General features: G+C 58.8%; 13 protein-coding genes. 8 read left to right on the forward strand and 5 right to left on the reverse strand.

The window, feature by feature from the left end; genetic code table 11:
* Nucleotides 1-53: 53 nt before the first annotated feature.
* From F8N96_RS09635 to F8N96_RS09655, 5 genes are all read right to left on the reverse strand, one after another.
* Nucleotides 54-767 (reverse strand): HNH endonuclease signature motif containing protein, encoded by a 714-nt coding sequence (locus tag F8N96_RS09635; RefSeq protein WP_150797585.1) that lies wholly within the window; start codon nt 765-767, stop codon nt 54-56.
* A 121-nt stretch (nt 768-888) separates the two neighbouring features.
* A complete protein-coding gene (locus F8N96_RS09640) occupies nt 889-1,422 on the reverse strand; it encodes a Bro-N domain-containing protein (RefSeq protein ID WP_150797586.1) in 534 nt (177 codons plus the stop codon).
* Nucleotides 1,423-1,834: 412 nt separating this feature from the next.
* On the reverse strand, nt 1,835-3,085 hold the full coding sequence (locus F8N96_RS09645; RefSeq protein WP_150797587.1) for a ribonucleotide-diphosphate reductase subunit beta: 1,251 nt from the start codon (nt 3,083-3,085) through the stop codon (nt 1,835-1,837).
* A gap of 511 nt (nt 3,086-3,596) precedes the next feature.
* Nucleotides 3,597-3,911 (reverse strand): hypothetical protein, encoded by a 315-nt coding sequence (locus F8N96_RS09650; protein ID WP_150797588.1) that lies wholly within the window; start codon nt 3,909-3,911, stop codon nt 3,597-3,599.
* A gap of 188 nt (nt 3,912-4,099) precedes the next feature.
* Nucleotides 4,100-4,363 carry a DUF2790 domain-containing protein gene (locus tag F8N96_RS09655; protein ID WP_150767755.1) on the reverse strand — a complete coding sequence of 88 codons (264 nt, stop codon included), beginning with the start codon at nt 4,361-4,363 and terminating at the stop codon, nt 4,100-4,102.
* Nucleotides 4,364-4,802: 439 nt separating this feature from the next.
* On the opposite strand from F8N96_RS09655, the gene acs reads away from it, so the two are divergent.
* The 8 genes from acs to F8N96_RS09700 all read left to right on the forward strand — a co-directional run bounded on the left by acs (nt 4,803) and on the right by F8N96_RS09700 (nt 14,409).
* Nucleotides 4,803-6,758, forward strand: coding sequence for an acetate--CoA ligase (gene acs / locus F8N96_RS09660; protein ID WP_150797589.1), 1,956 nt, complete (start codon nt 4,803-4,805; stop codon nt 6,756-6,758).
* A gap of 697 nt (nt 6,759-7,455) precedes the next feature.
* Nucleotides 7,456-8,229: an ABC transporter substrate-binding protein gene (locus tag F8N96_RS09665; protein ID WP_150797590.1), complete on the forward strand. Its 774-nt coding sequence runs from the start codon at nt 7,456-7,458 to the stop codon at nt 8,227-8,229.
* 91 nt (nt 8,230-8,320) lie between these two features.
* Nucleotides 8,321-9,010 carry an ABC transporter permease gene (locus tag F8N96_RS09670; protein ID WP_007943881.1) on the forward strand — a complete coding sequence of 230 codons (690 nt, stop codon included), beginning with the start codon at nt 8,321-8,323 and terminating at the stop codon, nt 9,008-9,010.
* Nucleotides 9,007-9,705 (forward strand): ABC transporter permease, encoded by a 699-nt coding sequence (locus F8N96_RS09675; protein ID WP_150797591.1) that lies wholly within the window; start codon nt 9,007-9,009, stop codon nt 9,703-9,705. Before F8N96_RS09670 ends, F8N96_RS09675 begins: the two co-directional genes overlap by 4 nt.
* A gap of 1 nt (nt 9,706) precedes the next feature.
* A complete protein-coding gene (locus tag F8N96_RS09680) occupies nt 9,707-10,819 on the forward strand; it encodes a M14 family metallopeptidase (RefSeq protein ID WP_150797592.1) in 1,113 nt (370 codons plus the stop codon).
* Between the two features lie 27 nt (nt 10,820-10,846).
* Nucleotides 10,847-11,611 carry an ABC transporter ATP-binding protein gene (locus tag F8N96_RS09685; RefSeq protein WP_150797593.1) on the forward strand — a complete coding sequence of 255 codons (765 nt, stop codon included), beginning with the start codon at nt 10,847-10,849 and terminating at the stop codon, nt 11,609-11,611.
* 261 nt (nt 11,612-11,872) lie between these two features.
* Nucleotides 11,873-12,853, forward strand: coding sequence for a transcriptional regulator ArgR (argR, locus tag F8N96_RS09690; RefSeq protein ID WP_150797594.1), 981 nt, complete (start codon nt 11,873-11,875; stop codon nt 12,851-12,853).
* Nucleotides 12,854-13,188: 335 nt separating this feature from the next.
* A complete protein-coding gene (locus F8N96_RS09700) occupies nt 13,189-14,409 on the forward strand; it encodes an aspartate aminotransferase family protein (RefSeq protein ID WP_150797595.1) in 1,221 nt (406 codons plus the stop codon).
* Nucleotides 14,410-14,439 lie beyond the last annotated feature (30 nt).

The following is a 14,439-nucleotide window of genomic DNA, read 5'->3' on the forward strand; positions in this document are numbered from 1 at the left end:
GGCGATTGTCTTGGGAAACCCATGCTCCCTCGCCACAGATTTTGATCAGCCACTCATTCAGCTTTCAACCTGCCTACCTTCTCATAAAGCTGAGCAGTGAATTCATCCCGGTCACTCGAATGGTGACAGCGGCGATGACAATTCGGGCATAGCGCCACAGCATTACTCGGGCGATCCGAACCTTCCTGCGCCAAAAACTTAACGTGATGAACCTCAAGAAACGGCCTGCCGTCCTTTTCAAACGGAGCCGGTTTTCCGCAACCCTCGCAGATACCCTTGGCTTCTTTGCGCACCCAGGCTCTAACCTCAGGATCTCGTACAAAAGAGTTGCCCGAACTCGGCATTTGTTGTGGTTTTAAGATCCCCTTTGGCTCGCCCTTGAGCGATTGCTTCTCAAGTTTGATGGCACGTTGTTCCAGCGTTACCTCATCAGCGGTTGGGGCAAAATCCTCAGGCGTCAGCGGACCAGGAGCGTTCAGCGCGTCACGAATGCTGCGAAAAACATTCGCGCCGACATTTTTGGCGGGCTTGTACCCCTCAATACGATCTCGTTTGAGTTCGATTAGCACGGTAGAGATGTTCTGCATCCGAAACTCAACCGACCCTTTGGTGCGACCTGCTAAGGCCCCTTCGCGCAGGACACGGTTCTCATGAGCCTTATTGACCGTCTGACCGCTCTGCTCGCGTGACAACATACTGAGATAGACGTCGACCGCAGCCTGAATCTCCGCGTCACTCCAATCGCTGTCGCTCTTTTTCGTATCCATAGAATCGCCGAGGGTTGAAAACCTTCGGACGATACTGAGTGGCCATTACGACTGTCTACGAAAATTCCTACAGGAAAGAGCGACGCGTCACTCAACGATCCTACAGACGGTTCCACAAGCACTAACCCACCGAATGCCTCGACGACTGAAATACCTCCACAACCCTCCGCCACCAAGGCTTAGCCACCGGCACGTGTCGTCGTGTGCGATTGAGCAATAGATAAGGCATATCCCGTAGCCGAATCCAGCCTTCATCCTGCCAATGCAACAGGCTCAATGACATCTCCGGCCAATCCATCAAACTCATCATCGGCCGGTCTCCATTCTGCGATTGCCCTGCATCGCGTAGGGTCGGTACCACCTGATGAGTCAACCACTCACGCAGCAATCGATTTCCCGGCGCATAGTGATAAACCAACATTGCATACACACCGGACTCGCTGAGCATCAACCGATTTTCTGGTTGACCGTAGTACTCAATCAATAAGGTTTGGCGCTGATCCTTATCAAGCTTGCTGACCACACGATCAGTCAGGTGCACGCTCATCAAGCGACCTAGGTCGCGGGCGCAAAACCATGGCTGGTTTTCTAGAAGTAGGGCGTGGAGGGGGAGGTGGTGTCGTGTGAATATCGTTGGAATGAATTGATCATGCATGACCGATCTCCGAATAGGAGGGAGAACGGAGTGGAGTTGTTATAGGCATTTCCCGAACCTCTACGTTTTATTTGGAATGGGCCGAACCCGACGTAGAGGACTTAGGAACATCCCAACGAGCATTCTCTTTCAAACAAAAAATCGTACGTATGTCTTTGGGACAAGCACGATTCTGTATGAGGAAGTTGCTTCTACGTTGGGCGTTTCTTAGGCACCTGCTATGGAGCTTAGAGGTGCTTTGAATGGGCATCAATGCCGAAGTAGCTGTAAGTGCTGTAGGAGATTTAGCGGCGTAGTGTAGGGATAAAAAAGTACGTTCATTCCCAATAAAAAAGCCCCGATCAGATCGGGGCTTTTGCTTTTTCGGTTTGTCGATCAGATTGAGATCGTCAAATCGCGGCGAGCTCGGGAATCAATCCCAGCTAAGCGCACCACCAGTCTGATACTCAATAACCCGAGTCTCAAAGAAATTCTTCTCTTTCTTCAAGTCCATAATCTCGCTCATCCACGGGAACGGGTTAGTCGTCCCCGGATACTCTTCCTTCAACCCAATCTGCGACAGACGACGGTTAGCAATAAACTTGAGGTAATCCTCCATCATCGCCGCATTCATCCCCAGCACGCCACGAGGCATGGTGTCCCGCGCGTATTCGATCTCCAGCTGAGTCCCCTGCAGAATCATCTGCGAAGCTTCTTCCTTCATCTCGGCATCCCACAAATGCGGGTTTTCGATTTTGATCTGGTTGATCACGTCGATGCCGAAGTTCAGGTGCATGGATTCGTCGCGCAGGATGTACTGGAACTGCTCGGCGACGCCGGTCATTTTGTTGCGGCGGCCCATGGAGAGGATCTGGGTGAAGCCGCAGTAGAAGAAGATGCCTTCCAGGACGCAGTAGTAGGCGATCAGGTTGCGCAGCAGTTCTTTGTCGGTTTCGACGGTGCCGGTTTCGAACTTCGGATCGGAGATCGAGCGGGTGTATTTGAGGCCCCAGGTGGCTTTTTTCGCGACCGACGGGATCTCGTGGTACATGTTGAAGATCTCGCCTTCATCCATGGCCAGGGATTCGATGCAGTACTGGTAGGCGTGGGTGTGGATCGCCTCTTCGAAAGCCTGGCGCAGGATGTACTGGCGGCACTCCGGGTTGGTGATCAGGCGGTACACGGCCAGGACCAGGTTGTTGGCGACCAGGGAGTCGGCGGTGGAGAAGAAGCCGAGGTTGCGCATGACGATGCGGCGTTCGTCGTCGGTCAGGCCTTCCGGGTCTTTCCAGAGGGCGATGTCGGCGGTCATGTTGACTTCTTGCGGCATCCAGTGGTTTGCGCAGCCGTCCAGGTATTTCTGCCAGGCCCAGTCGTACTTGAAGGGTACGAGTTGGTTGAGGTCGGCGCGGCAGTTGATCATGCGCTTTTCGTCGACCGCTACGCGGGCGGAGGCGCCTTCGAGTTCGGCAAGGCCTTCGGCAACGTCGAGGTTGTCCAGGGCGGCTTTGGCGCGAGCGATTGCGGCGGAGTCGGACGCAGTCACAGCGCGAGCTTCCTGGGCGGCAACACCACCGGCAGCATCGAGGCGGTCCATGTTGGCTTCGGTAGCGTGGCCGGCGTTGGCGCCTTTGACCACGGTTTCGGCGCTGTCTTCTTTGTCGAATTCGTCCCAGCTCAGCATGACGTGTCGTCTCCTGCGTGAGGGCCAGATGCCCGTGTGATTGTGTTCACACAGTTTTCTGACCGCGTTGGATCTTAAGAAATAGTTTTTTGCAGCAGCTAAGGCAGGCAATAAAACAGAATTTTGTACGGGGATTCCGAAAGCCACTGATGGGCGCAGGCAGCGATGATCGCTACTGCGGGGCTTCAGACTGGCTTTACATCCCTGTAAGGGGATATTGCAGGCCCGTTTAGGGCCGCATTATAAGGAAGTTTTCATCGCTTTGCTGCGGTGAAATGGCTGACGGATTGGTCGAGGAGGGACGTTTTTCGATCGGAGCGAGGAATTACAGGGCTTTGGCTGCAATCGCGGGTGCAGTTTTTTTTTCATAAATGTTGACGGAGATTTTTTTTGTTCAAAAAACAGCCAGAAAATCACGTTTTTTACTACATCTTGTGTTTTTAGTCGTTTTTCAGTAGCTCCAGACACAACTAAGCCCGACCGAAGCCGGGCTGTCAGTCACGCTCGAGAATCAGCCCAGGCGAGCAGCACCCACGTGATCGGAACCGTCGGCGGCGACCTTGGCGGCACCGGTGTGATCGAAGCCGTCAGCGGCGACTTTGGCGGCGCCAGTGTGATCAAAGCCGTCAGAAGCGAGTTTGCCAGCACCGACATGATCCGCGCCGTCGGCAGCGAAGGATGCCGAGCCGGTATGGTCGTAACCGTCAGAAGCGACAGCTGCCGAGGTGGTGTAAACGGCCGAGCCAGTGCGATCGTAGCCGTCGGCGGCGAAGGTGTTGGCAGCCAGCACGGAGAGGGTCAGGGCGAGGATCAGTTTGGTTTTCATGAGAATGCTCCAGGTTCGTTGGTGTTATGTGCCTTGGGTGTGGAATTGATACTACGCCGACTATTTTGATTAAAAAGCGCAAATAAACGCTTAAAACAATCGGAGAAAACGATATATAAGGTCCGGCGCTTCATCTGCCTGAAACAGCGGGCGGGTGGGTCGAACCTTGGGAGGGTGAGGGTGGGTGATCAGCCGTTGGAGCAGCCGTTGCCCATCACGCTGTAACGCAGAATGTGGCGCTGACCTTTGGAGTCGTCGTATTCCATTTTGGCCGGAACAACTTCGCAGACGTTGGGGATTTCGCTCATCGAGATGACTTTGGCGATGTCCAGGTCGGTGGAGTAGGTGTATTCCTCGATAACGGTTTGCTGCTGTGCGACATCAGTCGGAACCTCGTTTGCCATGGCGGTTGCGCACAGGCTGCTGAGGGCCAGAACTAATAAAGCTTTCATTTCAGGTTTACCTTTTAAAGGTCGAGTGGGGTCACGCAACCTTTTTGGGGTTGCGTGTGGAGCTGGGTTACCGGGATCTGGATTAACTGCCTTCGTGGGGGCTGCAACTGGGTTAATCGCGTTGCCTTGTTGGCGAGGTGGATTTTAGGCGGGGGGTGGGGATTCATATAGGTGGGGTTTTGATAAACACTTTTGGCGAATTTTGTAACAATCGTCGAATAACGTTGTGGGAGCCGGCTTGCTGGCGATCTTGACGACGTGGTTTTTCAGGTACGCCGCATTCGCCGGCAAGCCGGCTCCTACAGGGGGTGCGTGCGCATTTCGGGCTTATCACGGTAATTTGTAGGGGCTTGTTACTACCATCGTCGAATGGTTCTATAGGCCCGGTCCGGCTACAACTGGGTCATACAAAAACAACTATTCCACCGAGGTAAGAAAGATGAGTGCGGCTTCCCTGTATCCCGTTCGTCCCGAGGTTGCGGCCAACACGCTGACTGATGAGGCGACCTACAAGGCCATGTACCAGCAGTCCGTCGTCAACCCGGATGGCTTCTGGCGCGAGCAAGCCAAGCGCCTCGACTGGATCAAGCCTTTCACCACGGTGAAGCAGACGTCTTTCGACGATCACCATGTCGACATCAAGTGGTTCGCCGACGGCACCCTCAACGTGTCCTACAACTGCCTCGACCGTCATCTGGCCGAGCGCGGCGATCAGGTCGCGATCATTTGGGAAGGGGATGACCCTGCCGAAAGCCGCAACATCACCTACCGCGAACTGCACGAAGAAGTCTGCAAGTTCGCCAACGCCTTGCGCGGCCAGGATGTGCACCGCGGCGACGTGGTGACTATCTATATGCCGATGATCCCCGAAGCCGTGGTCGCCATGCTGGCCTGCACCCGGATCGGCGCGATCCACTCGGTGGTGTTCGGTGGTTTCTCCCCGGAAGCCCTGGCGGGCCGGATCATCGATTGCCGTTCCAAAGTGGTGATCACCGCTGACGAAGGCCTGCGTGCCGGCAAGAGGATCCCGCTCAAGTCCAACGTCGATGACGCGCTGACCAACCCGGAAACCAGCAGCGTGCAGAAAGTCATCGTGTGCAAGCGCACCGCTGGCGACATCAAGTGGAACCAGCATCGCGACATCTGGTACGAAGACCTGATGAAAGTGGCGGGCAGCGTTTGCGCGCCGAAAGAGATGGGCGCCGAAGAAGCGCTGTTCATCCTCTACACCTCCGGTTCCACCGGCAAGCCCAAGGGCGTGCAGCACACCACCGGCGGTTACCTGCTGTATGCGGCCATGACCCACGAGCGCGTGTTCGACTACCGCCCGGGCGAAGTCTACTGGTGCACCGCCGACGTCGGCTGGATCACCGGCCACACCTACATCGTCTACGGCCCATTGGCCAATGGCGCGACCACGTTGCTGTTCGAAGGCGTGCCGAACTATCCGGACATCACCCGGGTGGCGAAGATCGTCGACAAGCACCAGGTCAATATCCTCTACACCGCGCCGACCGCGATCCGCGCGATGATGGCCTCGGGCACCGCCGCGGTCGAAGGCGCCGATGGAAGCAGCCTGCGTCTGCTGGGTTCGGTCGGCGAGCCGATCAACCCGGAAGCCTGGGATTGGTACTACAAAAACGTCGGTCAGTCCCGTTGCCCGATCGTCGACACCTGGTGGCAGACCGAAACCGGCGCCACCCTGATGAGCCCGTTGCCGGGTGCGCACGGCCTGAAGCCGGGTTCTGCGGCGCGTCCGTTCTTCGGCGTGGTGCCGGCCCTGGTGGACAACCTGGGCAACATCATCGAAGGCGTGGCCGAGGGCAACCTGGTGATTCTCGATTCGTGGCCAGGCCAGGCGCGTACCCTGTATCGCGACCATGACCGTTTCGTCGACACCTACTTCAAGACCTTCCGCGGCATGTATTTCACCGGTGACGGTGCCCGTCGTGACGCAGACGGTTACTACTGGATCACCGGGCGTGTGGACGACGTGCTCAACGTGTCCGGCCACCGTATGGGCACCGCCGAGATCGAAAGCGCGATGGTCGCCCACCCGAAAGTCGCCGAGGCGGCGGTGGTCGGTGTGCCGCATGACATCAAGGGGCAGGGCATTTATGTCTATGTCACGCTGATCGGTGGTGAAGTGCCGACCGAGCAATTGCGCCTGGAGCTGAAAAACTGGGTGCGCAAAGAGATTGGCCCGATTGCTTCGCCGGATGTCATCCAGTGGGCGCCGGGGTTGCCGAAGACGCGTTCGGGCAAGATCATGCGCCGGATTCTGCGCAAGATCGCGACGGCGGAATACGATGGGTTGGGGGATATCTCCACCCTGGCGGATCCGGGTGTGGTGCAGCATTTGATTGATGAGCATAGGACGATGAACGTCGCTTAACGGCGGTTCTTGAGTCAATGAAGCCCCGCCAGGTTTGCGCCAGGTGGGGCTTTTTTTTGTCTGGGGTTTTTGTGTTGTCTGTTCTGACCTCTTCGCGAGCAGGCTCGCTCCCACAGGGTTTTCGGGATAGATTGCGATTGCATGCGCGCTAAAAATCCCTGTGGGAGCGAGCCTGCTCGCGAAGGCGGTCTGTCAGGCACACATAAACAACGACCAATAATTATCGGCTTCCCCCGTAGTCCGTTTCTTACTGTTACCCACTACCCTTCAAATAACTGAATGTGTAACCGCTCAAGCCGTTACGGGGCATTGAGAAACGCAAAATCCCACTTCCGGGGCACTTCAGCGCCCTAAAAAAATAAGACCCAACGCTACACTTGCCGGATTAGAAGGCTTTGCCAATAATAGGCCCGCAATTTGCAACTTCGATCGGTTCACTGTCTTTTGCTCTTGCATGAAATTGCAAGGCTGTCAACGCGCCCGAACGGCTATCTCGGTGCTTCTGTAATTTGTTGTCGCATTGAAGAAATATCGGCTTCGGGCCTGTCGTTAGAATGCCGATCACTCGCTCGTCGTTGCTCGCGTTGAAAATCAACGCGGGTTTCCAGGACGCAGCACTGCTTTGCGGTTCCACTCATTCGCATATTGGGCTATCGCTCACTCTGCCGTTTTAGCCCTTTACCGATGGAGTCCCAAGATGAAGAAACTCGTGCTGCTTGGCGCCCTGGCACTGTCCGTGCTGTCCCTGCCGACGTTCGCTGATGAAAAACCGCTGAAAATCGGTATCGAAGCGGCTTACCCTCCGTTTGCTTCCAAAGCGCCGGACGGCAGCATCGTGGGTTTCGACTACGACATCGGCAACGCCCTGTGTGAAGAGATGAAGGTCAAGTGCACTTGGGTCGAACAAGAGTTCGACGGCCTGATCCCGGCCCTCAAGGTGCGCAAGATCGACGCGATCCTGTCGTCCATGTCGATCACCGAAGACCGCAAGAAGTCCGTGGACTTCACCAACAAGTACTACAACACCCCGGCGCGCCTGGTGATGAAGGCCGGCACCCCGGTCAGCGACAGCCTGGCTGAGCTCAAGGGCAAGAACATCGGCGTGCAGCGTGGTTCGATCCACGAGCGTTTCGCCCGCGAAGTCCTGGCCCCGCTGGGTGCCGAGATCAAGCCTTACGGTTCGCAGAACGAAATCTACCTCGACGTGGCGGCCGGTCGCCTCGACGGTACCGTGGCAGACGCTACGCTGCTGGATGACGGTTTCCTGAAAACCGACGCCGGCAAAGGTTTCGCCTTCGTTGGCCCGGCCTTCACCGACGTCAAATACTTCGGCGACGGCGTGGGTATCGCGGTGCGCAAGGGTGACGCGCTCAAAGACAAGATCAACACCGCGATCACGGCCATTCGCGAGAACGGCAAGTACAAGCAAATCCAGGACAAGTACTTCGCCTTCGATATCTACGGCAAGTAATTCGCCCCGGCGACAAGTCCGAAATGGCGCAAGCAACAGGATCTCTGAGGTTTGCGCCATTTTTTCATCCCCCTTTTCGAGGACCTGAATCATGTTGAAAGGCTACGGGGCTGTCATCCTCGATGGCGCTTGGCTGACGCTTCAGCTCGCCTTGTCGTCCATGGTCCTGGCGATTGTTCTGGGTCTGATCGGCGTTGCGCTGCGTCTGTCCCCGATTCGCTGGCTGGCCTGGCTGGGCGATCTGTATTCCACGGTGATCCGCGGGATTCCCGACCTGGTGCTGATCCTGCTGATTTTCTACGGGGGGCAGGACCTGCTCAACCGCGTCGCACCGCTGCTCGGTTTTGACGACTACATCGACCTGAACCCGTTGGCCGCCGGTATCGGCACCTTGGGCTTCATCTTCGGCGCGTATCTGTCGGAGACCTTTCGTGGCGCCTTCATGGCGATCCCCAAAGGCCAGGCCGAAGCCGGCATGGCGTACGGCATGAGCAGTTTTCAGGTGTTCTTCCGGGTGCTGGTGCCGCAGATGATTCGCCTGGCGATTCCGGGTTTCACCAACAACTGGCTGGTCCTGACCAAGGCCACCGCACTGATTTCGGTGGTGGGTCTGCAAGACATGATGTTCAAGGCCAAGCAGGCGGCAGATGCCACCCGCGAGCCTTTCACCTTCTTCCTCGCAGTGGCGGCGATGTACCTGGTGATCACCAGTGTCTCGTTGCTGGCATTGCGTCACCTTGAGAAGCGCTACTCGGTAGGCGTAAGGGCGGCTGATCTATGATCTTCGACTACAACGTCATTTGGGAGGCCTTGCCGCTGTACCTCGGCGGCCTGGTGACCACCCTCAAACTGCTCGCGCTGTCGCTGTTTTTCGGCCTGCTGTGTGCCTTGCCGCTGGGCTTGATGCGCGTCTCGAAGAACTCGGTCGTCAACTTGAGCGCCTGGCTTTACACCTACGTGATCCGCGGCACGCCGATGCTGGTGCAGCTGTTTTTGATCTACTACGGCCTGGCGCAATTCGAAGCGGTACGGGAAAGCTTCTTGTGGCCGTGGCTGTCCAGCGCCACGTTCTGTGCCTGCCTGGCCTTCGCCATCAACACCAGCGCCTACACCGCTGAAATCATCGCCGGCAGCCTGCGCGCCACGCCCAATGGCGAGATCGAAGCGGCCAGGGCCATGGGCATGTCGCGCTACAAGATGTACAAGCGCATCCTGCTGCCATCGGCCCTGCGCCGGGCGCTGCCGCAGTACAGCAACGAAGTGATCATGATGCTGCAGACCACCAGTCTGGCGTCCATCGTGACCCTGATCGACATCACCGGTGCCGCACGCACGGTCAACGCCCAGTTCTACTTGCCGTTCGAAGCCTACATCACGGCCGGCGTGTTCTACCTGTGCCTGACCTTCATTCTGGTGAAACTGTTCAAACTGGCCGAGCGCCGCTGGCTGGGCTATCTGGCCCCGCGGAAGCACTGATATGGAACGTATCGATCATGCATTGCCGTGGAACCACCTGGGCAGCGAACGCCAGATTTCGGTGTTCCGCTTCGGCAGCGGCGAGCGCAAGGCCTACATCCAGTCCAGCCTGCACGCCGATGAATTGCCGGGCATGCGCACGGCCTGGGAGCTGAAAAAGCGCCTGACCGAACTCGAAACCCAGGGCTTGCTCAATGGCGTGATCGAGCTGGTGCCGGTGGCCAACCCTCTGGGCCTCGGCCAGTTGCTTCAGGGCAATCATCAGGGGCGTTTCGACGCGGCCAGCGGCAAGAATTTCAACCGCGATTTCGTTGAGCTGAGCGCGCCGGTGGCCGCTGAGCTGCAAGGGCATCTGGGCGATGATCCGCACGCCAATATCCGCTTGATCCGTCAGACCATGAGCGATGTGCTCGACGCCTTGCCGCCGGCTGCGAGTCAGTTGCAAGGCATGCAGCGCATCTTGCTCAGCCATGCCTGTACCGCCGACGTGGTGCTGGACTTGCATTGCGATACCGATGCGGCGCTGCACATGTACGCCTTGCCGCAGCACTGGCCGCAGTGGCGTTCCCTCGCCGCGCACCTGGACGTGAAGGTGGGGTTGCTGGCCGAAGATTCCGGCGGCAGTTCCTTCGACGAAGCCTGTTCGCTGCCGTGGCTGCGCCTGTCGCGTCTGTTCCCGGATGCGCAGATTCCGCTGGCCTGCCTGGCGACGACCATTGAGCTGGGTGGCCAGGCCGATACCGGTCGCGCTGAAGCACAGGCTTACGCCGAAGGCATTCTGGCGTTCCTCGCCGAGCAAGGCTTGATCAGCGGCGAATGGCCGAAACCTGCGCACGAGGCGTGCGAAGGCCTGCCGTTCGAAGGCACCGAATTGCTGTTCGCGCCGCACCCTGGGGTGATCAGCTTTTTGCGCAAGCCCGGCGAGTGGGTCGAAGCCGGCGACGAGATTTTCGAAGTGATCGATCCGTTATCGGATCGGGTCAGCACGGTGTGTGCTGGTACGTCCGGGGTGCTGTTTGCCATTGAACGGCTGCGTTATGCCCAACCCGGTTTCTGGCTGGCCAAGGTGGCGGGGCGCGAAGCGCTGCGTCACGGGCGCTTGCTCAACGACTGACTGACTGTTTTTGTGAGAACCGACCGCATGTACAAACTTGAAGTCCAAGACCTGCATAAACGCTATGGCAGTCACGAAGTGCTCAAGGGCGTGTCCCTGAAGGCGGCGGCTGGCGATGTGATCAGCATCATCGGCTCCAGTGGCTCCGGCAAAAGTACCTTCCTGCGCTGCATCAACCTGCTAGAGCAGCCCCACGCCGGCAAGATTCTGCTCAACAACGAAGAGCTGAAACTGGTGGCGAACAAGGACGGCGCGCTGAAGGCGGCCGACCCGAAACAGCTGCAACGCATGCGTTCGCGCCTGTCGATGGTGTTCCAGCATTTCAATCTGTGGTCGCACATGACTGCGCTGGAAAACATCATGGAAGCGCCGGTGCACGTGCTCGGCATGTCCAAGGCCGAAGCCCGCGAGAAGGCCGAACTCTACCTGAACAAGGTCGGCGTGGCGCATCGCAAGGACGCCTACCCGGGCCACATGTCCGGCGGCGAACAGCAGCGCGTGGCGATTGCCCGGGCGCTGGCGATGGAGCCCGAGGTGATGCTGTTCGACGAACCGACCTCGGCCCTCGACCCGGAACTGGTGGGCGACGTGTTGAAAGTCATGCAGGCCCTGGCCCAGGAAGGCCGGACCATGGTGGTGGTGACCCACGAAATGGGCTTCGCCCGTGAAGTGTCGAACCAGCTGGTGTTCCTGCACAAAGGCGTCGTCGAAGAAAGCGGCAACCCGCGTGAGGTGCTGGTCAATCCACAGTCCGAACGCTTGCAACAATTCCTCTCGGGCAGCCTGAAGTAATCAGGGCTGCCGTTGTGCACCGCGATAGTGCATGCTTCTTGATCTAAAGGCTGCCCCCGATCTCCTGTAGGAGCCGGCTTGCCGGCGATGGCGATCTCTGTAGGAGCCCGGCTTGCCGGCGAAGGCGATCCCAAGGACGCCTTCGCCGGCAAGCCGGGCTCCTACAGGGGGGGGGCGGGGTTGTTTTGAGATGTGCGTTCATTTACGGGCTAGCATTGACCCCGTGCCTTCATCACTGTTTTCGTTTTCGGATTGCCCGCCATGACTGCCCATCGAATTGGTTTCCTGATTTGGCCCAGCACTAAAGCATTGACGCTTGCGCTGGCTGAGGAGGCCTTGCGTGTTGCCCAGCGTGTGCATCCGGACGTGGTCTACGAGCTGTCGTTTTTGCAGGCCGAACCGCAGGGCGAAGGTGCCTGGCGATTGCCGGGTGAGCCCTGGGCCGGCAAGCTCGAACACTTCCAGAAACTGTTCCTGCTCGCCGACGAGCCACCGACCGCACTGGCGCCGGCGCTCAGCAGTGCGCTGAAACAACTGGTGCGTGCCGGTTGCGTGATCGGCGGCCTGTCGGCCGGCGTTTACCCGTTGGCGCAACTCGGTTTGCTCGACGGTTATCGCGCCGCCGTGCACTGGCGCTGGCAGGACGATTTCGCCGAGCGCTTCCCGAAAGTCATTGCCACCAGCCATCTGTTCGACTGGGATCGCGATCGTCTGACCGCGTGCGGCGGCTTGTCGGTGCTGGATCTGTTGCTGGCGGTGCTGGCCCGTGATCACGGTGCCGAACTGGCGGGCGCCGTCTCGGAAGAACTGGTGGTGGAGCGCATCCGCGAAGGCGGCGAGCGCCAACGCATTCCGCTGCAAAACCGCTTGGGCTCCAGCCATCCGAAGCTCACCCAGGCGGTGTTGCTGATGGAAGCCAACATCGAAGAGCCGCTGACCACCGACGAAATCGCCCAGCATGTGTGCGTGTCCCGTCGGCAGCTGGAGCGCATCTTCAAGCAATACCTCAACCGGGTGCCGAGCCAGTACTACCTGGAACTGCGCCTGAACAAGGCCCGGCAGATGTTGATGCAAACCAGCAAGTCGATCATCCAGATCGGCCTGTCATGCGGCTTTTCCTCGGGGCCGCATTTCTCCAGCGCCTACCGCAACTTCTTCGGAGCCACGCCGCGGGAAGATCGCAACCAGCGGCGTAGCAGCAGTCCGTTCGAGTTGTCTTCGGTGCCGTCGGAGCGCGGCTAACTCCAGCACCCGTTCATCCTGCGCCATCCCCTGTAGGAGCCGGCTTGCCGGCGAAGGCGTCCTCAAGGGCAGTGCATGGCTCTGGACCGCCTTCGCTGGCAAGCCAGCTCCTACAGGGGCGCATCGGTTTCCCGCAGAACTGCCTACAAGCGCACGCGACAGTTTAAACTGCGCTTTTGCGACGCTATTTGTCGCATTGCCGTAAACCCGGCTGAAACCGGGGTTTGCGCTATAAGAAGTTGTCGCTTGGCGACAAGGCCGGGCTGAAAACTGTCCTTACAATCCCCCTCATCGCTCGCCAGTTTCAGGCGAGCGTTCCTCTTCAGGAGACTCCGATGTCCGTTGAGCACGCTGCGGTACAACGCGCCGATTTCGACCAGGTAATGGTTCCCAACTACGCGCCTGCCGCATTCATTCCCGTGCGTGGCGCCGGTTCCCGCGTCTGGGACCAGTCCGGCCGCGAGCTGATCGACTTCGCCGGCGGGATCGCCGTTAACGTGCTGGGCCATGCGCACCCGGCACTGGTCGGTGCATTGACCGAGCAGGCGAACAAGCTGTGGCATGTGTCGAACGTGTTCACCAATGAGCCGGCCCTGCGCCTGGCCCATAAGCTGATCAACGCGACCTTTGCCGAGCGCGCCTTCTTCTGCAACTCCGGCGCCGAAGCCAACGAGGCCGCCTTCAAGCTGGCCCGTCGCGTCGGTTTCGATCGGTTCGGCAGCGAGAAGTACGAAATCATCGCCGCGCTCAACAGCTTCCACGGTCGCACCCTGTTCACCGTGAACGTCGGTGGCCAGTCGAAGTACTCCGACGGCTTCGGGCCGAAGATCACCGGTATCACCCACGTGCCGTACAACGATCTGGCCGCGCTGAAAGCGGCCATTTCCGACAAGACCTGCGCCGTGGTGCTGGAACCGATCCAGGGCGAGAGCGGCGTGATTCCGGCCGAACTCGAGTACCTGCAAGGCGCCCGTGACCTGTGCACCGCGCACAACGCATTGCTGATTTTCGATGAAGTGCAGACCGGCATGGGCCGCAGCGGCAAGCTGTTCGCCTACCAGCATTACGGTGTCATCCCGGACATCCTGACCAGCGCCAAGAGCCTGGGCGGCGGTTTCCCGATCGCGGCGATGCTGACCACCGAAGACCTGGCCAAACACCTGGTCGTCGGCACCCACGGCACCACCTACGGCGGCAACCCCCTGGCCTGTGCGGTGGCCGAAGCGGTGATCGACGTGGTCAACACCCCTGAAGTGCTGGCCGGCGTCAACGCCAAGCACGACAAGTTCAAGGCACGCCTGGAGCAGATCGGCGAAAAGTACGGCCTGTTCACCCAGGTTCGCGGCCTGGGCCTGTTGATCGGTTGCGTGCTGAACGATGCCTGGAAAGGCAAGGCCAAGGACATCTTCAACGCCGCTGAACAAGAAGGCCTGATGATTCTGCAAGCCGGCCCGGACGTGGTGCGTTTCGCGCCGAGCCTGGTGGTGGAAGATGCGGACATCGACGAAGGTCTGGACCGTTTCGAGCGTGCTGCGGCGAAGCTGACGCAAGCCTGATAGACCCTTCGACGCCTGATCATTCAGGCG

This window comes from Pseudomonas fluorescens (assembly GCF_902497855.1).
GTDB classification, from domain to species: Bacteria; Pseudomonadota; Gammaproteobacteria; order Pseudomonadales; family Pseudomonadaceae; genus Aquipseudomonas; species Aquipseudomonas fluorescens_BI.